23 protein-coding genes are annotated in these 22,685 nt (G+C 70.3%); 8 read left to right on the forward strand and 15 right to left on the reverse strand.

Annotated features, from left to right (window positions below; all coding sequences use genetic code 11):
• Positions 1–6: 6 nt before the first annotated feature.
• Positions 7–1,476 carry an aldehyde dehydrogenase family protein gene (locus ACQCO7_RS02780; RefSeq protein ID WP_464070268.1) on the reverse strand — a complete coding sequence of 490 codons (1,470 nt, stop codon included), beginning with the start codon at positions 1,474–1,476 and terminating at the stop codon, positions 7–9.
• A gap of 233 nt (positions 1,477–1,709) precedes the next feature.
• Here ACQCO7_RS02780 and purU point away from each other — a divergent pair, with 233 nt between their 5' ends.
• On the forward strand, positions 1,710–2,582 hold the full coding sequence (purU, locus tag ACQCO7_RS02785) for a formyltetrahydrofolate deformylase (RefSeq protein ID WP_464070269.1): 873 nt from the start codon (positions 1,710–1,712) through the stop codon (positions 2,580–2,582).
• Between the two features lie 324 nt (positions 2,583–2,906).
• Here purU and betA read toward each other — a convergent pair whose 3' ends face one another.
• Positions 2,907–4,577, reverse strand: coding sequence for a choline dehydrogenase (gene betA / locus ACQCO7_RS02790; RefSeq protein ID WP_464070270.1), 1,671 nt, complete (start codon positions 4,575–4,577; stop codon positions 2,907–2,909).
• Between the two features lie 151 nt (positions 4,578–4,728).
• Between betA and ACQCO7_RS02795 the strand changes: the two genes are divergently transcribed.
• Positions 4,729–5,526 (forward strand): IclR family transcriptional regulator, encoded by a 798-nt coding sequence (locus ACQCO7_RS02795; RefSeq protein WP_464070271.1) that lies wholly within the window; start codon positions 4,729–4,731, stop codon positions 5,524–5,526.
• A 19-nt stretch (positions 5,527–5,545) separates the two neighbouring features.
• Here ACQCO7_RS02795 and ACQCO7_RS02800 read toward each other — a convergent pair whose 3' ends face one another.
• The 5 genes from ACQCO7_RS02800 to ACQCO7_RS02820 form a co-directional block, all read right to left on the reverse strand.
• Entirely contained in the window at positions 5,546–6,673 is a 1,128-nt protein-coding gene (locus ACQCO7_RS02800; protein ID WP_464070272.1) for an aromatic ring-hydroxylating oxygenase subunit alpha, read from the reverse strand.
• A gap of 34 nt (positions 6,674–6,707) precedes the next feature.
• Positions 6,708–7,868, reverse strand: a complete 1,161-nt coding sequence (locus tag ACQCO7_RS02805; RefSeq protein ID WP_464070273.1) for an NAD(P)/FAD-dependent oxidoreductase — start codon at positions 7,866–7,868, stop codon at positions 6,708–6,710.
• Positions 7,865–8,227, reverse strand: a complete 363-nt coding sequence (locus ACQCO7_RS02810) for a bifunctional 3-phenylpropionate/cinnamic acid dioxygenase ferredoxin subunit (RefSeq protein WP_055718138.1) — start codon at positions 8,225–8,227, stop codon at positions 7,865–7,867. The genes ACQCO7_RS02805 and ACQCO7_RS02810 overlap by 4 nt, the downstream gene beginning before the upstream one ends.
• Positions 8,228–8,401: 174 nt before the next feature.
• Positions 8,402–9,487, reverse strand: coding sequence for an S-(hydroxymethyl)mycothiol dehydrogenase (locus ACQCO7_RS02815; RefSeq protein ID WP_464070274.1), 1,086 nt, complete (start codon positions 9,485–9,487; stop codon positions 8,402–8,404).
• A 110-nt stretch (positions 9,488–9,597) separates the two neighbouring features.
• Positions 9,598–10,506, reverse strand: a complete 909-nt coding sequence (locus tag ACQCO7_RS02820) for a LysR family transcriptional regulator (protein ID WP_464070275.1) — start codon at positions 10,504–10,506, stop codon at positions 9,598–9,600.
• A gap of 161 nt (positions 10,507–10,667) precedes the next feature.
• Between ACQCO7_RS02820 and ACQCO7_RS02825 the strand changes: the two genes are divergently transcribed.
• Together ACQCO7_RS02825 and ACQCO7_RS02830 are read left to right on the forward strand one after the other, a co-directional pair.
• A complete protein-coding gene (locus ACQCO7_RS02825) occupies positions 10,668–11,126 on the forward strand; it encodes a hypothetical protein (RefSeq protein ID WP_464070276.1) in 459 nt (152 codons plus the stop codon).
• Positions 11,111–11,317, forward strand: coding sequence for an antitoxin (locus ACQCO7_RS02830; RefSeq protein WP_464070277.1), 207 nt, complete (start codon positions 11,111–11,113; stop codon positions 11,315–11,317). Before ACQCO7_RS02825 ends, ACQCO7_RS02830 begins: the two co-directional genes overlap by 16 nt.
• Before the next feature lie 86 nt (positions 11,318–11,403).
• On the opposite strand, the gene ACQCO7_RS02835 is transcribed toward ACQCO7_RS02830, so the two are convergent.
• From ACQCO7_RS02835 to ACQCO7_RS02850, 4 genes are read right to left on the reverse strand one after another with little or no spacing between them, the layout of a single operon-like run.
• Complete coding sequence (locus ACQCO7_RS02835) at positions 11,404–11,793, reverse strand: roadblock/LC7 domain-containing protein (RefSeq protein ID WP_464070278.1); 390 nt, start codon at positions 11,791–11,793, stop codon at positions 11,404–11,406.
• Positions 11,794–11,839: 46 nt separating this feature from the next.
• Complete coding sequence (locus ACQCO7_RS02840; protein ID WP_464070279.1) at positions 11,840–12,052, reverse strand: hypothetical protein; 213 nt, start codon at positions 12,050–12,052, stop codon at positions 11,840–11,842.
• Positions 12,049–12,852, reverse strand: coding sequence for a hypothetical protein (locus ACQCO7_RS02845; protein ID WP_464070280.1), 804 nt, complete (start codon positions 12,850–12,852; stop codon positions 12,049–12,051). Before ACQCO7_RS02845 ends, ACQCO7_RS02840 begins: the two co-directional genes overlap by 4 nt.
• Positions 12,849–13,202, reverse strand: a complete 354-nt coding sequence (locus ACQCO7_RS02850; RefSeq protein WP_464070281.1) for a hypothetical protein — start codon at positions 13,200–13,202, stop codon at positions 12,849–12,851. The genes ACQCO7_RS02845 and ACQCO7_RS02850 overlap by 4 nt, the downstream gene beginning before the upstream one ends.
• 148 nt (positions 13,203–13,350) lie before the next feature.
• Between ACQCO7_RS02850 and ACQCO7_RS02855 the strand changes: the two genes are divergently transcribed.
• Positions 13,351–13,716, forward strand: coding sequence for a hypothetical protein (locus tag ACQCO7_RS02855; protein ID WP_464070282.1), 366 nt, complete (start codon positions 13,351–13,353; stop codon positions 13,714–13,716).
• A gap of 118 nt (positions 13,717–13,834) precedes the next feature.
• Here the strand turns inward: ACQCO7_RS02855 and ACQCO7_RS02860 are convergent, their stop codons facing one another.
• The 4 genes from ACQCO7_RS02860 to ACQCO7_RS02875 all read right to left on the reverse strand — a co-directional run bounded on the left by ACQCO7_RS02860 (position 13,835) and on the right by ACQCO7_RS02875 (position 19,225).
• On the reverse strand, positions 13,835–14,881 hold the full coding sequence (locus ACQCO7_RS02860; protein ID WP_464070283.1) for a glycoside hydrolase family 5 protein: 1,047 nt from the start codon (positions 14,879–14,881) through the stop codon (positions 13,835–13,837).
• Between the two features lie 564 nt (positions 14,882–15,445).
• Positions 15,446–15,637: a hypothetical protein gene (locus ACQCO7_RS02865; protein WP_010356198.1), complete on the reverse strand. Its 192-nt coding sequence runs from the start codon at positions 15,635–15,637 to the stop codon at positions 15,446–15,448.
• A gap of 79 nt (positions 15,638–15,716) precedes the next feature.
• Positions 15,717–17,621 (reverse strand): zinc ribbon domain-containing protein, encoded by a 1,905-nt coding sequence (locus ACQCO7_RS02870; RefSeq protein WP_464070284.1) that lies wholly within the window; start codon positions 17,619–17,621, stop codon positions 15,717–15,719.
• Positions 17,622–17,923: 302 nt separating this feature from the next.
• Complete coding sequence (locus ACQCO7_RS02875; protein ID WP_464070285.1) at positions 17,924–19,225, reverse strand: ROK family transcriptional regulator; 1,302 nt, start codon at positions 19,223–19,225, stop codon at positions 17,924–17,926.
• Positions 19,226–19,477: 252 nt separating this feature from the next.
• On the opposite strand from ACQCO7_RS02875, the gene ACQCO7_RS02880 reads away from it, so the two are divergent.
• Genes ACQCO7_RS02880 through ACQCO7_RS02890 form a run of 3 tightly spaced genes read left to right on the forward strand, consistent with a single transcriptional unit; the run spans position 19,478 to position 22,664 of the window.
• Positions 19,478–20,857 (forward strand): extracellular solute-binding protein, encoded by a 1,380-nt coding sequence (locus ACQCO7_RS02880; RefSeq protein WP_464070286.1) that lies wholly within the window; start codon positions 19,478–19,480, stop codon positions 20,855–20,857.
• Positions 20,854–21,777, forward strand: coding sequence for a carbohydrate ABC transporter permease (locus ACQCO7_RS02885; protein WP_464070287.1), 924 nt, complete (start codon positions 20,854–20,856; stop codon positions 21,775–21,777). Before ACQCO7_RS02880 ends, ACQCO7_RS02885 begins: the two co-directional genes overlap by 4 nt.
• Positions 21,777–22,664 carry a carbohydrate ABC transporter permease gene (locus ACQCO7_RS02890; protein ID WP_464070288.1) on the forward strand — a complete coding sequence of 296 codons (888 nt, stop codon included), beginning with the start codon at positions 21,777–21,779 and terminating at the stop codon, positions 22,662–22,664. The genes ACQCO7_RS02885 and ACQCO7_RS02890 overlap by 1 nt, the downstream gene beginning before the upstream one ends.
• The last annotated feature ends 21 nt before the right edge of the window (positions 22,665–22,685 follow it).

The raw sequence follows: 22,685 nt of genomic DNA on the forward strand, positions 1-22,685 counted from the left end.
CCGGCCTCAGCCGCTGAACCAGCGCTGCGGCCGGGGTCGGATGTTCTGCCAGATGTGTTTGGGCTCCCGGTATTCGTCCAGGCCGGTCGGTCCCAACTCCCGGCCCACTCCCGAGCGCCCGAAGCCACCCCATTCCGCTTGCGGCACATAGGGGTGGTAGTCGTTGATCCACACGGTGCCGTGCCGCAGCCGCCGGGCGACCCGCTGGGCCTTCCCCGCGTCCTCGGTCCACACGGCTCCCGCGAGGCCGTACTCCGTGTCGTTCGCGATGCGTACGGCGTCGTCCTCGTCCGTGAACCGCTCCACGGTCAGGACGGGCCCGAAGGACTCCTCGTGCACGACGCGCATGTCCTGCGTGCAGGCGTCCAGGACGGTCGGCGGGTAGTAGAAGCCGTCCGCGAGCGCGGGGCCGGTCGGCCGCTCGCCGCCGCAGCGCAGGACGGCGCCCTCGGCGATGCCCGCCGCGACGTACGCCTCGACCTTCGCGAGGTGCGCCGCGGAGATCAGCGGGCCGGTCTCGGCGTCGGCGTCGAACGGGCCGCCGAGGCGGATGAGCCGCGCCCTGCGGACGACCTCGTCGACGAAGCGGTCGTGCAAGGAGTCCTCGACGACGAGGCGGGCTCCTGCCGAGCAGACCTGGCCGGAGTGCAGGAAGACGGCGGTGAGCGCGAAGTCGACGGCCGTCTCGAAGTCGGCGTCCGCGAAGACCACGTTGGGGTTCTTGCCGCCGAGTTCCAGGGCCGTCTTCTTGACAGTGGCGGCGGCGCTCGCCATCACGCGCTTGCCGGTCTCCACGCCGCCGGTGAAGGAGACGAGGTCGACGTCGGGGTGGTCGGCGAGGGGGGCGCCCGCCTCGGCTCCGGCGCCCAGGACGAGGTTCGCGACGCCCGGCGGGAGGCCGGCCTCTTCGAGGGCCCGCATGAGGAGGATCGCGGTGGAGGGGGTGAGTTCGCTGGGCTTCAGGACGAACGTGTTGCCCGCGACGAGCGCCGGGGCGACCTTCCAACTCGCCTGGAGCAGCGGGTAGTTCCACGGGGTGATCAGTCCGCAGACCCCTACCGGGGCGTACTCGACGCGGCTGATCGCGTCGTCGCGGCCGGTGTCGATGACGCGGCCGGCAGAGGTGCCGGCGAGGCCGCCGTAGTAGCGCAGGCAGGAGACGACGTCGGCGATGTCGTACTCGCTCTCCACGAGGCGCTTGCCCGTGTCGAGGGACTCGGCGCGGGCGAATTCCTTCGTGTCGCGCTCGATCAGGTCCGCCGTGCGCAGCAGGACCGCGCCCCGGTCGCGTTCGGGGGTGCGGGGCCAGGGGCCGGTGTCGAAGGCTCGGCGGGCCGCCGCTATCGCCGCTTCCGTGTCCTCGCGGGCCGCCTCCGCGACCGTCGCGACGGGGGTGCCGTCGGCGGGACATCGGATCTCGCGGCGTCCTCCGGCGGCCGAATCCCGCCACTCGCCGTCCACGTACAGGTCTGCCACGCGCCGTGCCCTTCCGGAAGAAAATGCCCCGTATCGAGATTCGTTGCGCATAGTGCATCTGATTGCTTGTGGTGGAACACAGTGACGAACCGACAGAGCGTCGTCAAGGGGTTCGCCGGTGACGATTTGCCAACCGGGCAGTTGACCCGGTGGCCTTGACCTCCCCTCAGCATCGCCCGACCATGTTGCGTATCGCTCACCGCGTTGTGTCATGCGCATCAACGGAGGCCAGCATGTCCCCTCGTACACGATCCGGCCGTGAGTTCGTGCTCACCCTCTCCTGCCCCGACAGCGCCGGGCTGGTGCACTCCGTGAGCGGGTTCCTCGTCCGCAACTCCGGGAACATCCTGGAGAGTCAGCAGTTCGACGACCGGCTGACCGGGCGGTTCTTCATGCGGGTCCACTTCGATGTGACCGACCCCGCCTGCGAGCTGGAGCCGCTGCGGCTGCGGTTCGGGCCCGTCGCCCAGGCGTACAACATCACCTGGACGCTGCGGGACGCCGCCACGCCGACGCGGACCCTCATCATGGTCTCCAAGTTCGGGCACTGCCTCAACGACCTGCTGTTCAGGGGGCGTTCGGGCGCGCTCAACATCGAGATCCCGGCGATCGTCTCCAATCACCGGGACTTCGAGGGGCTCGCCGAGAGTTACGGGGTGCCGTTCCACCACATCCCGGTCACCAAGGAGACGAAGCCCGAGGCCGAGGCCCGGTTGCTGGAGCTGGTGCGTGATCTCGACGTCGATCTCGTGGTACTCGCGCGTTACATGCAGGTCCTGTCGGACGACCTGTGCAAGCAGCTCGAAGGACGGGCCATCAACATCCACCACTCCTTCCTGCCGAGCTTCAAGGGGGCCCGGCCTTACGACCAGGCGCACCTGCGGGGGGTGAAGCTGGTGGGGGCCACCGCGCACTACGTGACGCCCGACCTCGACGAGGGACAGATCATCGAGCAGGACGTGACACGGGTGGACCACTCACTGGCGCCGGGGGATCTGGTGACGGTGGGGCGGGACGTGGAGGCACAGGTACTGGCCCATGCGGTGAAGTGGCACAGCGAGAGCCGGGTGATGGTGGACGGGAACCGGACGGTGGTGTTCCGGTGAACCGTCGCCCACTACCGCCGAGTTGACGGCTCTCGTATGGTGGAGGGGAAACGCATCGGCGCCCGCCTGATCTGACGCGCGGGCCGGACGGGGGAAGAAGGGTGCGTGCCCGGTGTCGGTCGGGCTCCTCTCCAGCATCGCTGCCACGTTCTACGGCTGCACCGTCTCACTCATCGCCCTCACCGCTACGTTCTCCCGTAGCCGTGCTCTGCGGCGTGAAGCGCGCAGCACACTCGCCGTGTTGGTGCCGGGGAGGCGGGAGGGTGCCGATAGCTGAAGCGGTGGGTGGAGCCGGACTCCGGCTCCACCTACCGTCGTGTACGGCTAACCCACCTGCTTGTGTGCGTCCCGGTGGCGGTAGTACTCCGCCTCCGACGCCGGCAGCGGGGTCTTGCCCAGGATCAGGTCCGCCGCCTTTTCCGCGATCATCATGACCGGGGCGTAGATGTTGCCGTTGGTGACGTAGGGCATCACCGAGGCGTCGACCACGCGCAGGCCCTCCACGCCGTGGACCTTCATCGACCCGGGGTCGACCACCGACATCTCGTCCGTGCCCATCTTGCAGGTGCAGGACGGGTGGAGGGCCGTCTCGCCCTCCTTGGCGACCCACGCGAGGATCTCCTCGTCGGAGGCCACGGACGGGCCCGGGGAGATCTCGCCGTCGTTGTAGGGGGCCATCGCCGGCTGGCTCAGGAGGTCGCGGGCCACCCGGATCGCCTCCACCCACTCGCGGCGGTCCTGCTCCGTGGAGAGGTAGTTGAAGCGCAGGGCCGGGTGGACCCGGGGGTCCTTGGTCGTGATCTTCACCGAGCCGATCGCGTCGGAGTACATGGGGCCCACATGGACCTGGTAGCCGTGCCCCCCGGCCGGTGACGAGCCGTCGTAGCGGACCGCGATCGGGAGGAAGTGGAACATCAGGTTGGGGTAGTCGACGTCGTCGTTGCTGCGCGCGAAGCCCCCCGCCTCGAAGTGGTTCGTGGCGGCGGGACCCTTGCGGAAGAGCCACTGGAGGCCGATGAAGGGGGCCCGCCACTTCGCCATGTACGGCTGCATGGAGACGGGTTGTTTGCAGGCGTACTGGACGTACACCTCCAGGTGGTCCTGGAGGTTCTCGCCGACGCCGGGCAGGTCGTGGACGACGTCGATGCCGAGGGCGCTCAGTTCCTCGGCGTTGCCTATGCCCGAGACCTGGAGGAGCTGCGGGGAGTTGATGGCGCCGCCGCACAGGATGACCTCGCCGGCGCGGACCTGCTGGGCGGCTCCGGGGCCGCGTTCGTACTCGACGCCGACCGCGCGTTTGCCCTCGAAAAGGACCCGGGTGACGAACGCCCGTGTCTTCACGGTGAGGTTGGGGCGTTTGCGGACGGGCTTGAGGTACGCCTTGGACGCGGACAGGCGCCGCCCGCGGTGGACGTTGCGGTCGAACGCGGCGAAGCCTTCCTGCCGGAAGCCGTTGACGTCGGACGTGGGCGCGTACCCGGCCTCCTCGGTCGCCTTGAGGAACGCGCCGAACAACGGGTTGGAGGCGGGCCCGCGTTCGAGGACGAGGGGCCCGTCGTGCCCCCGGAAGGGGTCGTCGGGGTCGGCGGCGAGACAGTTCTCCATCCGCCGGAAGTAGGGCAGGCAGTGCGCGTAGTCCCAGCTCTCCATGCCGGGATCGGCGGCCCAGCGCTCGTAGTCCATGGGGTTGCCGCGCTGGAAGATCATGCCGTTGATGCTGGAGGAGCCGCCGAGGACCTTGCCGCGCGCGTGGTAGACGCGCCGCCCGCCCATGTGGGGCTCGGGCTCGGACTCGTACTTCCAGTCGTAGAAGCGGCTGCCGATGGGGTAGGTGAGTGCGGCGGGCATGTGGATGAAGACGTCCCAGGGGTGGTCGCTGCGCCCCGCCTCCAGGACCAGGACCCGGTTCGCCGGGTTCGCGGAGAGGCGGTTCGCCAGTGCGCTGCCTGCCGAGCCGCCGCCGACGATGACGAAGTCGTAGTGGGGTGTTGCCATGGTGCCTCGTCTCCCTCGCGCCATTGGTACGCCGGGAATGCTAGTGCTGAGCGCGCCATGCGCACCAGGTTGCGGTAAGCGCAACTTGGAACGAGTTTGCTACGACCGTGTTGCTTGCAGCCGCGTTGTTTACCGCGCGTATAGTTTCACTGTGAGCAACTACACGCCTGATACCGAGACGTCCACTTCCCAGGCCGGCGGGGTCCAGTCGGTCGATCGTGCGATCAGCGTCATGGAGATCCTCGCCCAGCGCGGCGAAGCGGGAGTCAGCGAGGTGGCGGCGGAGATCGACGTTCACAAGTCCACCGCGTTCCGCCTGCTCGGCGCGCTGGAGTCGCGCGGACTCGTCGAACAGGCCGGTGAACGCGGCAAGTACCGGCTGGGCTTCGGCATCGTCCGGCTCGCGGGCGCGGTGACCGGGCGCATAGACATCACCCAGCAGGCGCGGCCCATCTGCGAGCGGCTCGCCGAGGACATCGGCGAGACCGTCAACATCGCGGTGCTCCAGGAGCATTACGCGATCAACCTGTACCAGGTACGGGGTCCCGGAGCCGTCGCCGTACACAACTGGGTCGGCCAGCTCACGCCGTTGCACGCGACGTCCAGCGGCAAGGTGCTGCTCGCGGCGCTCCCGGCGACCGACCGGGCCGCGCTGCTGGCCGAGGCCGGGCTCAAGAAGCTCACGCCGCGCACGATCACCGCGAAGACGAGGCTGGAGAAGAACCTCGCCGAGTCGCTGGAGCGCGGCTACGCCTACACGCTGGAGGAGCTGGAGGTCGGGCTGCACGCGATGGCGGCGCCGGTCCGGGGCCGGGACGGCGAGGTGATCGCGGCGCTGAGCGCGTCGGGACCGGCGTACCGCTTCACGGAGGACCGGCTGCACGAGTTCGCGCCGGTGCTGCTGAAGGGGGCGGAGGAGATCAGCCGCCGGATGGGGCACCTGGGCTGACCCCCTGGGCTGGTCGGGTTCACCTGGGCTCCCCCAGCCGCTCCAGCACCCAGTCGTGGAACTCCCCGATGTGGTGCTCGCTCGGCACCAGCACGCCCCCCTTCGCGTACATCCGCGAGTGCATGCCGGGCTGGGTCCGCTCGCACGCGTCGAAGTCCTGCTGGTTGACGCGGTGGAACAGCTCCACGGACCGGCTGACGTCCTTGCCGGACTCGACGACGTGCGGCAGGTACAGCCAGTCGCACTCGACGACCGTGCGGTCGGCGGCCATCGGGTACATCCGGTGGAGGATCACGTGGTCGGGCACCAGGTTGATGAACACCTGCGGCTTGACGGTGATCGCGTAGTACCGCCGGTCCTGGTCCTCGGCGACCCCGGGGATGCGGTCGAGCCCCTCGGAGCCGTCGACGGTGAACCCCTGGACGTCGTCACCGAACTCGGCGCCATGCCCGACGTAGTACTGGGCGGCGTACCCGTCGGCGAACTCCGGGAGCACCTCGGTCAGTTCGGGGTGGATCGTCGCGCAGTGGTAGCACTCCATGAAGTTCTCGATGATGAGCTTCCAGTTGGCCTTGACGTCGTACACGATCCGCTTGCCGAGCGACAGGTTCGCCATGTCGTAGTGGTCGATGGACTCGGTGTCCCCGAGCCGCTCGACGACCGCGCCCATCACGTCGTCCTCGAAGGACGGCGGGTTCTCGGCGAGGCACACCCACACATAGCCGAGCCACTCGCGCACGTGCACGCTCACGAGGCCGTACTCGGTCCGCCCGACGTCGGGCATCTTCGTCAGGTTGGGCGCGGCGACGAGCTTGCCGGTGAGGTCGTACGTCCAGGCGTGGTACGGGCATTGGAACGCGCGCTTGACCTCGCCGGTCTCCTCCGTGCACAGCTTGGCGCCGCGGTGCCGGCAGACGTTGAAGTAGGCGCGGACCGAGTTGTCGCGGGCGCGGGTGACGAGGATGGACTCGCGTCCCACGTCGACGGTGCGGAACGCCCCCGGTTTCGGGAGGTCCGCCGCGCGCGCGACGCAGAACCACATGGTCTCGAAGATGCGCTCCTGCTCCCGCGCGAAGATCCCGGGATCGGTGTAGGAGGAGCCGGGGAGGGTGGCGATGAGGCTGTCCGGCAGGCCGGTCGAGGTCACGGGGCACTCCTCGGGTTGCGTCGGGGAAAGTCGTTCAGGCGGCGGCGAGTTGCTTGCGCCAGCGGGTGAACAGGCGGGGCTGGTTCATCCCGAGGACGGCGACGGGTGTCTCCCCGCGCCGGTAGACGGCGAGGACGTCGCGCGCGTCGGCGCTGCCCGCCTCGACGGTGACACGGTCGGCACCGGCCGCGTGTCCGGCGAACTGGATGCGTACGCCGTACTGGTCGGACCAGAAGTACGGGGGCCGCGGGGTCCCCGGCGTCACGGCGCCGTCCCCCGCGAGCAGCGCGGCGACAGCGGCGGCCGGGCGTTCCAGTGCGCCGGTCCAGTGCTCCACCCGCCGGTGGCCGCCCGTACGCGGGTCGTACCAGTTCGCGCAGTCGCCGGCCGCGACCACGCCGGGTACGCCGGTCCGGCCGTCCGCGCCGCACTTGACGCCGTTGTCGAGCGGGACGCCCGAGCCGGCGAGCCACTCCACGCAGGGCCGGGCGCCCACGCCGACGACGACGATGTCGGCGGGGAGGCTGCGCCCGTCCTCCAGCAGCACGGCGTCCACACGCCGTTCGCCGCCGAGCCCCTTGACGCCGACCCCGCACAGGAGCCGTACGCCGTGGTCGGTGTGGAGGCCGGAGACGACCGCGCCCATGTCGGCGCCGAGAGGTCCGGCGAGCGGCGTGGGGGCGGCCTCGACGACGGTCGCCTCCAGGCCGAGGGCCTGCGCGGTGGAGGCGACCTCGGCGCCGATGAAGCCGCCGCCGATCACCACGAGCCGTCCACCGGCGGCGAGTTCGGCCTTGAGGGCGCGGGCGTCGTCCAGTGTGCGCAGGGTGTGCACCCCGGCAAGGTTCTCGGCGCCGGGGAGGGTGCGGGCGGCGGCGCCGGTGGCGACGACGAAGCCGTCCGCGATGATCCGCCGGCCGTCCGCGAGCCTCAACTCTCGTGCGCCCGCGTCGAGTCCGGTGGCGCGGGCCCCGAGCAGCCATTCGGCGTCGAGGTCCTCGTCGGCCGTCTCCAGGGCGAGTTCGGCCTCGCCGTACGTGCCGGCGAGGAACTCCTTGGAGAGCGGGGGCCGGTCGTAGGGGCGGTGGATCTCGTCGCCCACGACGATCAGCCGGCCGTCGTACCCCTGGGCCCGCAGGGCGCGGGCCGCCGAGAGGCCGGCCAGCGACGCGCCGACCACGGCGACCGTTCTCACGCGGTCCCCTGGGCGAGCCGGGACGCCATGCAGGGCGGCAGGTTGGGGGCCTCGGTGGACACCTTCACGTGGATCATGCCGTCCTCGACGACCACCTCGTGGGTGCGGACCGGGAGTTTGGCGGGCGGGGAGTCCACCGCGCCGGTCCTCAGGTCGAACTTCGAGGCGTGCAGCGGGCATTCCACCTCGCAGCCCTCCAGCCAGCCGTCCGCGAGTGAGGCGTCCTGGTGGGTGCAGGTGTCGTCGATGGCGAAGACCTCGCCGTCGTCGGTGTGGAACACCGAGACGGGCGGGTCGATGTCGAGCCGGTATGCCTCGCCTCGCGGCAGGTCCGCGAGACGGCACGCGGGAATCATCATGACACCTCGGTGCGTATAGCGAAACGGATTGCGGTAAGCGCAACGCCAGTGTGGAGCCGCCCCGAACCGTTGTCAAGAAGTCCAAAGGCGGGGTTTCCCGGACAGCCGGACGCGCCCGCCCCACCCGCGTGAGCAGGCGGAACAGGCGCGTCCGGCAATGAATGTGACAGATCGTCAGAACACGACGACCGACCTCAGGACATCCCCCTGACGCATCCGGTCGAACGCCTTCTCCACCTCGTCGAGCTGAATCGTCTCGGTGACGAACGCGTCGAGCGGCAGCCGCCCCTGGAGATAGAGGTCGATCAGCATCGGGAAGTCCCGGGACGGCAGGCAGTCCCCGTACCAGGACGACTTGAGCGAGCCGCCCCGCCCGAAGACGTCCAGCAAGGGGAGTTCGAGCTTCATCTCGGGCGTGGGCACACCGACGAGGACGACCGTCCCGGCCAAGTCCCGTCCGTAGAAAGCCTGCTTGTACGTCTCCGGCCTGCCGACCGCCTCGATCACCACGTCCGCGCCGAAGCCGCCGGTCAGCTCCTGGATCGCCGTGACGGCGTCCGCACCACGGGAGTTGACCGTGTGGGTGGCGCCCAGTTTCGCCGCCGTCTCCAGCTTGGCGTCGTCGATGTCGACGGCGATGACCTTCGCCGCGCCCGCCAGCGAGGCCCCGACGACGGCCGCCGCGCCGACGCCGCCGCAGCCGATGACGGCGACCGTGTCACCGCGTCCGACGTTCCCGGTGTTGATGGCGGCGCCGATCCCGGCCATCACGCCGCAGCCCAGGAGCCCGGCGACGGCCGGGGAGGCGGCCCGGTCGACCTTGGTGCACTGGCCGGCGGCGACGAGGGTCTTCTCGGCGAAGGCGCCGATACCGAGGGCCGGGGCGAGTTCGGTGCCGTCGAGAAGGGTCATCTTCTGCCGGGCGTTGTGGGTGTCGAAGCAGTACTGCGGGCGCCCGCGCAGACAGGCCCGGCAGTTCCCGCACACCGCGCGCCAATTGAGGATCACGAAGTCGCCGGGAGCGACGTCCGCGACTCCCTCCCCGACCGCCTCGACGACGCCCGCCGCCTCGTGCCCGAGGAGGAAGGGGAACTCGTCGTTGATGCCGCCCTCGCGGTAGTGCAGGTCGGTGTGGCAGACCCCGCACGCCTCGACCTTCACCAGGGCCTCCCCCGGACCCGGGTCCGGCACGACGATCGTCTCCAGGGAGACGGGGGCGCCCTTTCCTCGCGCGACGACAGCACGGACCTGGTGAGCCATGGCCACTCCCGAGTTCGATGTTGCTCATTGCGGTACGCATCTCAAGTTGCGCAACACAGCATCGGGGAGTGGCGGGGCGCGGTCAAGAAGCGGGACCCGGCCCGTGGCCGTCATCTCCAGAGCCGGGAAACGCGGGCGCCCGCCTCGACGGCGGTCCGGCGCAGCCACATGTGCGCGGGGTCGCGCTCGTACCGGGAGTGCCACCACAGGGACTCCACCAGGCGGCCGGGGCCGAAGGGGAGGTCGACGGTGGTCAGGCCGTGACCGGGCGGGAAGAGGGCGATCGCGCGGCCGGGGAGCACGGCGAGGCGGTCCGTGCCGGTGATCAGGTGGGGGACGGGGAGGAAGTTCTCCACGGCGATCTCGACGCGGGGCTCGATGCCGTGGACGCGCAGCCGGTGGACCACGGAGAAACTCCGCCACGGGAAGTGGAACGGGACCACCCAGGGGCGGGCGGACAGCTCCTCGACCGTCGGGGGTCCGGCGGCGACGGAGTGCGCGGAGGCGACGCACGCCCACTCGTCCTCGTACAGATCGGTCGCCGGGGTGTCCGCGAGCAGGCCCTGCGGCAGGATCACGCCGTCGACCTCGCCGAGGCGGTCCGCCAGGTGGTTGACCAGGTCGGGAGTGTGCGCCTGGAACCGCAGCCGTACGCCGGGGGCCCGCTCGCTCACCAGCGCGGCCAGCTCCCGGCCCAGCGTCGCCACGTCCACGTCGGTGACGGCCAGCGTGAACTCGCGCCGCGTGTGGATGGGGTCGAAGCCGGAGCGGGGCTGGAAGACGCGGTCCGCCGAGCACAGGGCCGTCGTCACCTGTTCCGCGAGCCGTTCCGCCAGCGGGGTCAGCTCGTAGGTGTTGCCCACCCGGGTGAGCAGTTCGTCGCCGAAGTGCCGCCGCAGGCGCGCGAGCGAGGCGCTCACCGTCGGCTGACCGAGGCCCAGCCGCGCCGCCGCCTTCGTCACGCTGCGCTCTTGCAGGAGTGCGTCCAGCGGCACGAGAAGGTTCAGGTCCAGGACCACGAGGTCGTGCCTCCGCAGGGTGTCGTGCCGGGTCCCGGGCGAGCCTAGATCACCTGGGTAAAGCGGAGTTCCGGTCCTGGGCACGCCGCGTCAAACCTCGGCAAAACCGGTTGCCACCGGAACCGGCGGCCACCGGCCTTCCCCGCCAGTGGAGTTCGGGCATGCCCGCGCGAGACGAACTCCTCATCGACCTGATCGACCGCGCCGAGAGGGAGGGCGCCGGCCCGAGACTCACCGTGATCACCCACGGCGCCGTCCTCACCGGCCGTCTCACCACCCACCGCACCTGGGCCGTCTCCGTCGCCGACCTCCTCGACGACGACAGCGCACCGGACGAACACTTCGGCGAGGCGTTCCGCCGCGAGACGTCACGCCGTCCCCTGCCACGCCTCCACCCCGAACGCCTCTTTCACGTCCGGGGCGATGGCTCCCGCGTAGGCCGTCGTCCTCGGCCCGCGCGTGCTGGACGAGTTGGTGGGCGGCCGGGAGGAACAGCACCTCCGGGCGGCGCCGGTCGGGGACGTGCGGGTGGCTGGCTGGGCGAGACGCCCGGGGGTGGGATCATGAACGGGTCGGTACTACATGACTGTAGAGGAGATGTCGGGTGTTCGAGGGGCTGAAGAACCTCAAGGAGCTCAAGGACAAGGTCGAGGACCTCGCCGGGGAGCACGGGGACAAGATCTCCGCCGGGCTGGAGAAGGCGGGGGACTTCATCGACGACAGGACCGGCGGCAAGCACGGCGACAAGATCGACACGGCGGTCGACAAGGCGCAGGAGTACATCGGGAAGCTGGGCGAGAAGAAGGACTGACGGTCCGCCAGGGCGACGCACTGTCAAGTGACGGCACGTCAGCAGGGCGCCCCCACCGGGCAGTTGGCGGTGGGGGCGTTCCGCGTTCAGGCGGGCGTGTCGCTGTCCAGGATCTTCGCGAGGCTCTCCAGTGTGGGGTGGATCTCGCGCTGGAGGCGGGGCACGTCGAGGCCGTCGTCGCCGACCACCGTGAGCAGCGCGCGGTCGTTGACCGCGAGGACGACGATGTGCCGGTCGGCGCTGCGGGTGGTGACGTCCCGCAGGCCGGTGCCGCCCGCCTCGTGGGCCATGCGGCGGGCCAGGCTGTAGCTCGCGGCGGTGAGCGCGGCCACGGACTCCGCGTGCACGGCGTCGACGTCGGCGGCGACCAGGAGGCCGTCGACGGTGGAGATCACCGTCTCGCTGACACCCATCACCCCTTCACGCAGCGCGGCGAGCACCTCGACGAGCGGTTCGGACTGGTGGACTTCGGACATCGGCGATCCCTGCTGGTGAGCGGACGAGCGGGCATGCGTGGGGAGGTCAGGGCAAGGCCGCGAGACGGTCGCGTACCCGGTGCAGGAGGGACGTCTCAGGCTGGTGCTCCTCAAGGTCCGTGGGGACGGGGCGGCCGGCCGACGTGCCGGGGCGGCGTACGGGGAGCGGCGGCGGGATGTCGGCGGGCGGGTCGAGTCTGCGTCGCCGGGCGAGCGTGAGGTAGCGCTGTCGGGACTTCCTGCGCCGGCGCGGGTTCACACGGTATCCGATCGGTGGGGGTGGTGCGTCCCCGGCGTGCGCGTCGGGAGCGGGGTGCTCCGGCCCGGGGGGCGGGGTGCGTCGGCGCGCGGCCCCGGGACGCGAAGTGCCGTGCTGGGGCGGCCCGTTGGCGTCACGTCGGGGTGGATCAGGCCCAGCGTGCGCAGGTGGGCGAGGTCCACCATCACGGCGTACGTGCCCCGGCCGAGGGTGAAGGCGAGGTCGCGCGGGGTGCGGCGGCCGTTCACCGCGTCCAGGAGTGCCGTGTGGCGGGCGCCGAGGGCTTCGGGGCGGGGCGTGTCCGTCGTACGGAGTCTGGTGCGGGCCAACTCGCTGGGGGAGCCCCAGAGTTCGGTGAGGACCGTGAGGCGGCGGGTGGTCTCGGCGGCGACGAGGTGCGGGGCGAAGGCGCGGGCGGCGACGACTCCGGGGGCGGGGTCGCGGACCTCCCAGACGGCGCCGGGGCCCAGGGCCAGCGCGAAGGCGCCGTCGAACAGGGCTGCCGTGCACACGACTTCGAACTCCTGCGGGGTCAACACGCCGCGTTCCTGGAGCTGTTGGGCGAGGTCGCCGCGCGCCGCGCGGGCCGCCACCCAGGAACTGTCGTCCACACGGCCCGACTTGAGGAGGATCGACTCCGCGCTCGGGGCGCCGGGGGTGTCGACGGCGACGACCAGTCCGGCGCGTACGTGAATCGTGCCACCAGGGGTGCCCGAGACGGTGACCGCCGCGTCGCGGCCCTCGTCGTGCAACGCGGCCAGCAGGGCGGGGAGGTTGCGCGGGGCCGCCGCGGAGGTCATGCGGTCACCTCTGCCGCGTACAGGCCCAAGTGGTGCAGGACCAGGGCGAGATTGGCCTGACCGCGCTCCAGCGCGGCCGTCAGGAGCAGGGGGTCACCCTGTCGCGGTACGGTCGCCACGACCAGCTGGCGGCTGGCGCCCGTGATGACGATGCTCTCCAACTCGCCTTGCGCGCCAGCCGCGTTGAGGCCGCTCTCGACGGATGCGGCGAGGCGGCTGCACTCGACGGGGTCCGAGCCGCTCTCCCCCGCGTCGCCGTACGTCAGTCCCGTGACCGCGTCGATGAGCGAGACACCTGTGACGCCCGGTAGATCCAGGAGGCGACTCAGGGAGGCTTCGACTGATGACAACGGGACTCCCCTTCACTTTTGCTTCACATCACAACTGAAGGCACAGTAGTTTAATCCGAAAGGTTCAGGACAGGGCGTCCGTCGCTCATTTTCTGACCCGTCGTCACATCGCGGTACCGCACAGAGTGAACAGAGCGAAGGGCAGCACATGAACATCGAGACAGCGCTCAAGGAAGCGATGACGATCGACGGCGCCCTGGGTGTCGCCCTCGTGGACTACGAGAGCGGAATGTCACTCGGCGTCCTCGGCGGCGGCCCCGGTCTCGACCTGGAGGTCGCCGCCGCCGGCAACACGGAGGTCGTCCGCGCCAAGACCCGCACCCTCGAACTCCTCGGCATGGAGGACTCGGTCGAGGACATCCTCATCACCCTCGGCGCCCAGTACCACCTGATCCGCCCCCTCGGCAGCAGCAGCGGCACCCTGTTCCTGTACCTGGCGCTGGACCGGAGCCGGGGCAATCTGGCGCTGGCGCGGCACACGCTGAAGCGCATCGAGGGCGATCTGGAGGTCTAGCACCGCCGGGATCGTCGGAGCCGACGTAGGAGTACCCGGCCTCGACCGTGCGCGCGTCGGCGAACAGCGAGGGCGGAGCCGTCACCGGCCCCGCCCTCAGCGTCGTACGAAATCCGGGTCAGCGGCCCCACGCCCACTTCAGGCGGTCCGCGCCCGACGTGTTCGTCGTGGCCAGCCAGGGGTTCGTGGCCGGGCCCGTCAGGGTCTGGAGGGAGTACGTGTCGCCCGTGCGCAGGCCCGGCCAGTAGACCGAGCCCATGTGGAGCTGGCGGAAGACGTCCGTGTCGGCCTGGATGAAGGAGATCTCGTTGTTGCCGACGTTGGAGCCGTTGTAGTCGAGGCCGCTCGTCATCGTCGCGCCGAACTCGTCCGCCACCGTGCGGTACGCGCAGTCACCGAGGCGGGTCTTGAGGTCGGTGACCCACTCGTCGTAGGTGCGGTTGCCCCAGAAGCCGTAGTGGTGGAGGGAGAGGTACGTGCCCTTGAGGCGGGGGTCCGCGCAGACGGAGACGACGCTGTCGTTGTAGCCCGAGCCGCTGACGAAGATCCGGTTCTTCGGGATCTTCGGGAACGTGCCGATCCACTTCGCGGCGAGGTCGGCCCACTCGGTCGGCGTGTAGCCGTGCGGCTCGTTCATCGGCTCGAAGTACACGAGGCCGTTGTGCCGGAACGCGCTGGTGACCGTCTTCCACATCGGCCAGTACGTCGCCGTGTCGTCGATGAACCCGTCCTTCTGGGTGCCGGAGCCCTCCCAGTAGGAGACGATCACCTTGAAGCCCTGGCGGGTCGCCGCGTCGATGACCGCGCGGTACGAGTGCCAGTAACCGCCGTTCACCGTGTACGGGTTGATCGGGATGCGTACGGTGTTGGCGCCCAGGTTGGCCCGGAACGCGGAGATGATGCGAGTCGCCTTGTGGTACGTCTGCGCGTACGTGTCCGACAGTGAGAGACCCGACAGCACGACCTCGTCGTTGGCGTAGTTGTCGCGCGGGTCCGCCCAGTTGACGCCCTTGAACTGGCTGGTGTTCGGCGCGGGCGCGGCGTGCCGGTCGGCGGCGGACGCCGGGACACCGGCACCGAGCGCGGCGACACCGGCGAGGGCCACGGCGGTGGCGATCAGCGAACGCGTGCGGGGGCGCCGGGAGTTACGGGAGCGCAGGGGCACGGCAGTACCTTCTTACGGGATGAACGCGGCTCGGCGTCAGGCTTGACCTGGGGTGATCAACGCGGTGTGAGTCTGGGGCGGGGCGCGCGAGGTTGTCAAGGATGGTGCGGGGAGATTTCGGAAAGCGCTTACCCTCCCGTGGTGGAGCCGTCGTCGGTGGTCGCTGCCGGCGTCCGCGGCGTGACGGAAAGGGAGCGGCGGATCGCCGCGGAACTCGCGTGCGGCCACAAGACCGTGGAGCAGCGGCCTGGCGCGGCTGTTCCAGCGCACGGGCCGCCGTGCTCCCGGACGGAGCCAGCCGCCTTCTGGCTGACCGAGAACCTCACGCAGCCCCGGACGGCCGCTGACCCGACGGACACCGGCCGGGCGGGCGCCGATCGCGCCGGTGACTCACCTCGGCCGACGGGGCCCTGATCCGCTCGCCAGGCCCCCGCCCGGTGCTGCCGTCAGCTACCGGTGCGGCTTCTCCGCGATCCGGTCGACGGCGTACGCGTACTGGTCATCGGGTACGGGCAGGTCACGTACCCGGCACACCCCGTTCCCCCGCGAAACCCCCGTTCCCCCTCACAAGAACGCCGATCCGGACCCCCCGTCGGGAGAATACGGCCGACGCCCGAGCGGACCCGCGCCGATCGGTGGGGCCTGGATGATGCGGGCCAGATCGCGCTGTATCCCCTCCGCCTCGGCACGGACCTGGGCCGGTATGTCCCCGCGCTCGGCGACGAGGCGGTCGAAGATGGGGGTGTAACTGAACACGTCGAGTCTGTTTTCCTGCCTGGTAGGCCCAGAGCACACAGCTGGGCGGTGTGGCGCATACGGTGCTGAGCGTCTCTGGTCAGCTTAGTGATCCTATGCCGGACAGGGTGTCTGGCATGGGTTTCGTCCACCGTGGAGGGGAAGCGTGGGCATGGAAGTGGAATCCTGCACCCAGTGCTGCCCCTCGTGGCCGGTGGTGGCCGGTGGTGGATGTGCTGATCGTCGTCACGTCCTGGTGCCGGTGGGCTGCGCGAGGCAGCGTTCTCCGGTCCGTGTGAGCGTGTCCCTCCGGACGCTTGCCCGCCGGACCTCGCGGTGCGGTGGGGGAGGGTGCCCTGCGTCGCCTGGGCGCGGGGCGTGTGTATCGGTGCCGGGTGGGTCCGGTCTTCGACCGGTCCTTCCGGCTGGTCGGAGGTGTGACCGGGGTGACCACGGCCAGCGTTTCGAGGCTGTCGACCACGCTGCGGATGACGAGGGTGTTGCTGCCCCGGTCGGTGAGGGTTTTGGTCTGGTGGGTGAGGCCGCGTGCGGCGATGCGGCGCCAGGCTCCGTGGTCGCGGTCGCCCTGCCAGCCGCACTCCCGGCGGGGGCACAGGGCCCACTTCCACCCGGGTGTGGTGAGCCGGTCGGGAGCTTTGCGGTGCCGCAGCGGGGTCAGGCATCGCGGGCACAGTCGGGAGGTGTCGCGGGCGGGGACGGTGACGACGGCGATCCCGGCCTCGGCGGCCACGTGCCGCATCCGGTCCATGATCCGGCCGCGTATCTGCTGGGAAAGGCGGGTGTTCATGGTCCGGCCCATCCCCCGGGCCTCCATGGACCGCAGGTCCTCGACGTAGATGACGCTCGCCCCGGCGGCGATCGCCTGGTCCACCGTCCAGCGGGCCGCCGACCACGCCAGGGCGTCGTTGAGGTTCGATCGGCGTGCGGACACACGCCGGATCTCCTCGGCCAGAACGGCGTGCCGGGCGGCCAGCGGGTGATCTTCACGGCCGCCGGTGAGGCGCTGGTACTGATCGGCCTTGGTGTGCAGGTGCTCGGACAGGCGGCGCAGCCGGTGCTGCTTCGCGAGGACTCCGGCGGCCCGGAACTGGCCCCCCGCACCGAGTTCGGTGATGGTGCCGTCGGGATGGAGGCGTACGGCGCCCGCACTGAGCAGGGTGTTGAGTCCCCAGTCCACGCCGAGCGCGATGGTGTGTCCGGTGCGGGCGGCCTTCGGCACGGCGTGGGTGTAGGCGAGGTCGGCGCGTACCCGGCCCTGGTGGACGCGGAGGGCGGGCAGGTGCAGGACCGCACCGGCCGGGACCGTCGGCGGCAGGCTGATGGGGCAGGCCACCCACGTCCAGTCCCGGTACGACTGCGGGTCGGGGCGGGTGGGGAGTTGCAGGCGCAGCAGGGCACGGCCGGGGTGGTCGGCGCGTTCGACGGTGGCCTGCTGCCCGTCACACGCTGACAGCAACAGCATCCGCGCGGCGTGGGGCGGAGGTTCCAGTGCGAACACGTCCGCCGGGAGCCGCCCGTTCTTCGCCGTGAACGCCTGGATCTGCCGGGTACGGGAGGTGATCACGCTGGAGGGCAGGGACCGGCCGCCGGGCACCACCTCACGCACCGCGTCCCACTCGACGGCCGTACGCCGGGCCGGATCGGCGGGCCACGTAGCCAGGACACCGGCGGTCAGCTCCACGCGCCACGCCGCCGACCTCAGCATCCGTCCGGCCTGCTCCTGCGCCATCCGCACGATCCGGTCATTGACCCTGACACCGTCGGGCGCGGAGGCGGTCCAGCCCAGACGGCGCAACGCCATCCACGCGTTCGACGGCAACGCCCGGCCCCCACCGTCCACCCCGGACGCCAACGCACCCACATCGGCGGCGTTCCAGTGCCCGGCCAGCAGCCCGGCGGCCATCCCGGACACCAGCCCGGCACACCACCCCACCCGCTCCGCCAGCACCGAGGACGCCAGGACTTCACCGGTCCGCTCATCCACCCCGCCACGCAACACCCCACGCGCACACGCGGTACGAGACGCCTCACCCTCACCCACCGGCAACTTCCGGCCCATCCTGTACCCCCTTCCCGCGTGATGCTGTCATCCGATCAACGACACTCCCGCGAAAAGGTCACGCGTTCGATCCACGAACTTTTATGCGCACTCGGTTGTGCGGGTACCAGCCGCAGACGCGGCACCACCAGACAACAGACCACTACGGACCCTTAAGGAAACTGCTGCACCCCCACACGCCGGGAGAGCCTGTGACACCCCGTCACCCGGCGGGAACCGCGGGCCCCTCACGCCTCCCGCAACAGCCTCCACCCCGGCGCGTAGTTCCCGTGCAGCACCAGCGACGCCGCCCCCACCGCCCCCACCGTCTCCCCGATCACGCTCGGCTCGACCGTGATCCCCCGGATCGTCCGCGCGACGGACGTCCGGTTGACCGCCGCCTCGATCTCCTCCCGCAACAGCCCCTCGATCCCCCGCAACGCCTCGCCCCCGAGGACGATCCGCCCCACGTCCAGCAGACTCGTCGCCCCCCGCGCCGCCTGGCCGATACGCCGCGCCGCGCGCCGTACGACGTCGAGGGCCGCGTCGTCGCCGGAGCGGGCGGCCTTGCGGAGGGCCTTCCAGTCGAGGTGGACGGAGTCGGGGCCGCCGATGAGGCCGAGGCCGGCGGCGGTGTCGGGGCCGTGGCGGTCGAAGAGGTCCTCGATGATCGCGGCGGGGCTGCAATAGGGGCCCAGGCAGTCGTTCGCGCCGCACTGGCAGACCCGGTCCCCCGGCTCGACCGGCATGTGCCCGAACTCCCCCGCGTTCCCCGAGTCGCCGTGCAGCACGGTGTTGTCGAGGACGATCCCGGCCCCGACGCCGGTCCCGAGGTAGACGAAGAGGAAGCTCCCGGCCCGCCGGGCGCCCCCGATCCACCGCTCTCCTATGGCCGCGGCGGTCGCGTCGTTGTCGAGGGCGACCGGCAGCCCGGTGGCCGCCGCGAACATCTCGGTGAGCGGCACCCGCCCCCACCCGGGAAAGTTGGGCGGCGAGACGACGGCCCCGGTGGTCCCGTCGAGGGGTCCGGGCGCCGCGATGCCGAGCCCGAGGAGCCGCTCGCGGTCGACGCCGGAGCGCTCGACGAGCCGTAGGGCGGCGCGGGACACCCGGTCCACGATGCCGGCCGGGTCCGAGGGGTCGGTGAGTCTGAGCCGCCGGCTCCCCACGACCTGCCCCGCGAGATCGACGACGACGATGACGGCGACGTCCGGATCGAGGTGCACACCGACCGCGTACGCCCCGTCCGCCCGCAGCGACAGCAACGTACGCCGTTTGCCCCCGTTGGACGGCGCCTGCCCGGACTCGACGACGAGCCCGGCGTCGAGAAGCTTGCGGACGACGTTGGAGACGGTCTGGTTGGTGAGGCCGGTCAGCGCGGCGAGCTCGACGCGGCTGATCTCCCCGCCCGTACGGACGGCGTCGAGGACCACCGCCTGGTTGTAGCCACCGACGCGCGGCAGGTTCGTCCCGCTCGGCGTCGACACCGGACTCCCCTGGGGCACACCCGCCTCGTCCGTCACACTCTGTGCCCGCGTCTGCTGCGTCACCCGTACCACCTGGACCCCTCACCTCGGCCGGCCGCTCCCCCAGAGCGCGCCGCAGGCCGAAAGTTTACACGCCGGAAGCATTGACTTAATCCATCAATTGGATTTAGCTGACGCCCATCAAATCCGGTCGCATGGTCCGGGTGATGTGGCGCCGAGGCCAGGTCAGAGCGGCGCACCCACTCGCCCCTGTGGCTGGAAAGAGCCGTAGAACATCTCGTCATTTCCCAGGTTTCGCGCTCCGGAGGAACCACTGTGCGCACGAGAATCGTCACCGCCGCGGCGTTCACCGCCGCCACCGCACTGGCTGTCACCGCCTGTGGTTCGGGTTCGTCAGGCAGCTCGTCCAAGACCGTCAAGGTCGTCTACTGGCAGAACCTGAACAGCACGGTCAAGCTCCAGGCGAACTTCCTCGCGTCCGCCGTGAAGGAGTTCCAGGCCGCCAACCCCGGCACCAAGGTCCAGCTGGTCCCGGTCACCGCCTCCGAGAACGACTACTACACGAAGATCCAGCTCATGATGCGGTCCCCCTCGACCGCTCCGGACCTCGTCTACGAGGACACCGCGCTGATCAACTCCGACATCGCGGGCGGCTACCTCAAACCCCTCGACTCCTACACCGCGCAGTGGGCCGACTGGTCCCAGTACGCGGCGGCGGCGAAGGGCGCGGTCACGGGCGCCGCCGACGGCAAGGTGTACGGCGTCCCGGACAACACCGACACGCGCGGCATCTGGTACAACAAGCAGCTCTTCCAGAAGGCCGGCATCGCCGTCCCGTGGCAGCCGAAGACCTGGGCGGACGTCCTGACGGCCGCGCGGACCATCAAGGCGAAGCTCCCCGGCGTCACCCCGCTGAACCTCTACACCGGCCAGGCGGGCGGCGAGGCGTCCTCGATGCAGGGCTTCGAGATGCTCCTGTACGGCACGCAGGCCGCGGGCAACTCGCTGTACGACTCCTCGCAGAAGAAGTGGGTCGTCGGCAGCCAGGGCTTCAAGGACTCCCTCGACTTCGTGCACACCGTCTACAACGACGGCCTCGGCCCGGCCAAGGAGCAGGCGCTCGGCGCCAACTTCGGCACCACGGTCGGCACGGAACTCATCCCCCAGGGCAAGCTCGCGATCGACATCGACGGCTCGTGGATGCCGAACAACTGGGGGACGACGAGCCCGACGCCGTGGAAGGAGTGGAACTCGGTGATGGGGACGGCCGCGATGCCGACCCAGAACGGCCAGGCGCCCGGCGCGACCAGCATGTCCGGCGGCTGGGCCTGGTCGATCCCGGCGAAGGCCAAGAACGCCGACCTGGCCTGGAAGTTCCTCTCCGGGACGCTCCAGACGAAGGCCAACTCCACGAAGTGGAACGTCCTCAACGCGACCATCGCGGTCCGTAACGACGTCGCGGCCGACCCCGAGTACCTGAAGGCCGTCCCGACCAACAAGTTCTTCACCGGACTGGTCGCCGACACCCACTACCGCCCCGGTCTGCCCGAGTACAACCAGGTCTCGACGGCGATCCAGAAGGCGATGGAGTCGGTGACGACGGGACAGGCGTCCGCCGACAAGGCCGCAGCCACGTACGACAACGATGTCAAATCGGCGGTCGGCGGTGACCACACGGTCGAGGGCACCAAGTGACCGCCGTCTCCCCCCTGGCGCCCCGCGAGAAGCGCTCTCGCGGGGCCGCCCCCTCGCCCGTCGTCCGCTCGCTGCTGCGCGGGCTGCCGACCGTCCCGGCGGTCATCCTGCTCGCCGTGTTCCTCGCCGGTCCGATCGCGTACTGCGTCTACTACGCGTTCACCGACATGCAGTTGACCGGCACGTCCGGCACGGACTTCGTCGGCTTCGACAACTTCACCCGCGCGTTCAAGGACGACGACTTCCTGAACGCCGTGAAGCTGACGCTCGTGTTCGTCGTCGGCTCGGCCGTGGTCGGGCAGAACACGCTGGGCCTCGCGCTCGCGCTGATGATGCAGAAGGCCAGCAAGCCGGTCCGCTCCCTGATCAGCGGCGTCGTGATCGCGGCCTGGGTGCTGCCCGAGGTCGTCGCCGGGTACCTGATGTACGCCTTCTTCTTCGACCAGGGCTCGCTGAACTCGCTGCTCGACGCGATCGGCCTGCCCACGCAGAACTGGCTGTACACGATGCCGATCCTGGCGGTGTGCCTGGCCAACGTGTGGCGCGGTACGGCCTTCTCGCTGATGGTGTTCACCGCCGCCATCAACGACGTACCGGCCGAACTCACCGAGGCCGCCGAGATGGACGGCGCGAACGCCTGGCAGCGGCTGTGGCGGGTGACGCTCCCGGTGATCAGGCCGACGATCCTGACGAACCTGATGCTGATCACCCTCCAGACCCTGTCGGTCTTCGGGCTCATCTACACGATGACGCGCGGCGGCCCCGGCAACAAGAGCGAGACGCTGCCGATCTTCATGTACCAACAGGCGTTCCAGAACAGCCTGATCGGCTACGGCACGGCCATCGCGCTGGTGCTGCTCGTGGTCGGCGCACTGTTCTCCGTCGTGTACATCCGCCTGCTCAAGATGGAGGACGACTGATGGCCGCCGCCCTCGCCACCCCGCCCGTCGCCAAGACCACGGCCACGCCCGCCGCCCCGCGCAAACGCCGGCTGAAGCCCGGCAAGCTGACGGTGAACCTCGTCCTCGTCGCGGTGTCGGTCCTGTACGTCCTGCCGCTGCTGTGGATGCTCCTCGCCTCCGTCAGCGACCTCAACACCTTCCAGCTGAAGCTCCCCGGCTCCCTCACGCTGGACAACTTCGACGCGGTCCTCAACGTCGACACGACCTTCCGCCCGATGCTCAACAGCCTTCTGCTGTGCGGTTTCGGTACGGCGATCACGGTCGCGGCGTCGATCCTGTGCGCGTACCCGCTCTCGCGGTACCGGTCGCGGGTGCGGCGGCCGTTCCTGTACACGATCCTGTTCTCGACGGGGCTGCCCATCACCGCCGTGATGATCCCCGTCTACAGCATGTTCGTGCAGGTCAACCTGATCGACTCGATGCCGGGGACGACGCTGTTCCTGGCCGCGTCCTCGCTGCCGTTCGGGATCTGGCTGATGAAGAACTTCATGGACGGCGTGCCGATCGTCCTGGAGGAGGCGGCCAGGATCGACGGCGCGAACACGATGCAGGTGCTGTGGCGGGTGGTGCTGCCGCTGATGCGGCCCGGGGTCGTCGTGGTCACCATCTTCACGTTCATCGGCATGTGGGGGAACTTCTTCGTCCCCTTCATCCTGCTGCTGTCGCCGGAGAAACTCCCCGCGTCCGTCAGCGTGTTCACGTTCCTCAGTGCTCATGACCAGACGCAGTACGGGCAGTTGTCGGCGTTCTCGATCATCTACTCGCTGCCGGTCGTGATGTTGTACCTGCTGCTGGCCCGCAAGCTGGGCGGCGGGTTCGCGCTCGGCGGCGCGCTCAAGGGCTGAACTCCCCGCTTGAACTCCCCC

The sequence above is a fragment of the Streptomyces saintjeani genome (genome assembly GCF_055409605.1).

Bases quoted from the DNA above. Each gene is read 5' to 3' on its own strand.
- ACQCO7_RS02835 (WP_464070278.1), bottom strand. From the start codon at position 11,793: ATGTCCGAAGTCCACCAGTCCGAACCGCTCGTCGAGGTGCTCGCCGCG.
- ACQCO7_RS02890 (WP_464070288.1), top strand. From the start codon at position 21,777: ATGGCCGCCGCCCTCGCCACCCCGCCCGTCGCCAAGACCACGGCCACG.
- ACQCO7_RS02815 (WP_464070274.1), bottom strand. From the start codon at position 9,487: ATGGCTCACCAGGTCCGTGCTGTCGTCGCGCGAGGAAAGGGCGCCCCC.
- ACQCO7_RS02825 (WP_464070276.1), top strand. From the start codon at position 10,668: ATGCCCGCGCGAGACGAACTCCTCATCGACCTGATCGACCGCGCCGAG.
- ACQCO7_RS02845 (WP_464070280.1), bottom strand. From the start codon at position 12,852: ATGACCTCCGCGGCGGCCCCGCGCAACCTCCCCGCCCTGCTGGCCGCG.
- ACQCO7_RS02810 (WP_055718138.1), bottom strand. From the start codon at position 8,227: ATGATGATTCCCGCGTGCCGTCTCGCGGACCTGCCGCGAGGCGAGGCA.
- purU (WP_464070269.1), top strand. From the start codon at position 1,710: ATGTCCCCTCGTACACGATCCGGCCGTGAGTTCGTGCTCACCCTCTCC.
- betA (WP_464070270.1), bottom strand. From the start codon at position 4,577: ATGGCAACACCCCACTACGACTTCGTCATCGTCGGCGGCGGCTCGGCA.
- ACQCO7_RS02855 (WP_464070282.1), top strand. From the start codon at position 13,351: ATGAACATCGAGACAGCGCTCAAGGAAGCGATGACGATCGACGGCGCC.